Below are 1,240 nucleotides of genomic sequence, written 5' to 3' on the forward strand. Positions count from 1 at the left end.
CTGACTGGGGAACGGATCCAGAATCGTCTTCGGCGCGTTGTTCCAGATCGTGCCCGCCAGCTTGCCGACTCCGGCTCACGATCTGCGCCGCGACCCCGCCCGCCGCCCCGAACAACCCGCACCAGCCCAACGTCACGAAGCCCCAGTGCAACGGCGCCGCAAACAGCTCATCCACAAACCAGAACGCATGGCCCCACTCGTTCAACCCCACGTTCGGCAGAATGAACATCGGCCCCACCACCGCCGCCACCAACGGGAACGACGTCGCTTGGCTGTACAGCGGCAACCGCGTCTGCGCATACAGATAGCTCGACACACCGCACGTGATGTACAACGGGAACGTCCCGTAGAACGCCACAATGTGGCTCGCCGTGAAGCTCGTGTCCCGGATGATCACTTGGTGCCACGCCGCATCCTGCTCCAACGTGTAGCTGCCCGCGTAGTACACGCCCCAGATGTAGCACACCAACCACCCCATCCAGTAAAAGTACCGCTTCAACTCCAGTTTCGGGTCCAGGTTCGTCAGGTTCCGGTCCCGCGTCACCCAGATCCAGCCGATCGACACGGCAAAGAACACGGCGTTCGCCAGGATGTTGAACCGCCACAGCCCCATCCATACCGAGTCGAACTCCGGCGTCATGGAGTCCAGGCCGTGCGAGTACCCAAACGTCCGCTGGTACAGCACCCAAAACACGCCGATCCCCAGCATCGCCAACCAGCCGATCTTCACCGGCTTCGAATCGTACCACTGCGAAATATCATACCCGCGCTCGTTACTAGCCATGGTGCATCCCTCCCTCTACTATAAAATCAGAGACAGTGCTCTTCTCAATTCGCCTTCCCTTTTTCTCACGGATACGCAATTTTATACTCATCAAGATATTGTTTTCAACTCAATTACCCCCCACTCTCCATGCGACACTCATTCTAGTCTAGCATGTTCTGTTATTCTTACTACAGCATAACCCATTGATAATATGTACACAATCTCGTAAGTATGGAGCAAGATCAACGTGGAGAATTGCCACCGGTCCGTATTCTGTCTCAAGAATACTGGCTGGGAGTTCCACCGCTGAGTAATCTACCGCCTGACATCCTCGAGCTCTGATTAGCTGTAAGTGCTAGAACTTAATCTGACAGTCCGGTAGAGTCCTCGCCTTCACGAAAGGAGTGCGGACGATGACCACCGAACAGAAAATTATCCGGGCGAAGGTTGGCGTGTTGGAATTGGCGAAACAAT

1 protein-coding gene is annotated in these 1,240 nt (G+C 55.7%); it reads right to left on the minus strand.

Annotation, left to right across the window (positions count from 1 at the left end; translation table 11 throughout):
• A partial coding sequence (amoC, locus tag COMA2_RS14100; protein ID WP_139077367.1) for a bacterial ammonia monooxygenase, subunit AmoC occupies window positions 1-784 on the minus strand: 784 nt, incomplete at its 3' end.
• Between the last annotated feature and the right edge of the window lie 456 nt (window positions 785-1,240).

Source organism: Candidatus Nitrospira nitrificans (assembly GCF_001458775.1).
In the GTDB taxonomy this organism is placed as follows: Bacteria; Nitrospirota; Nitrospiria; order Nitrospirales; family Nitrospiraceae; genus Nitrospira_D; species Nitrospira_D nitrificans.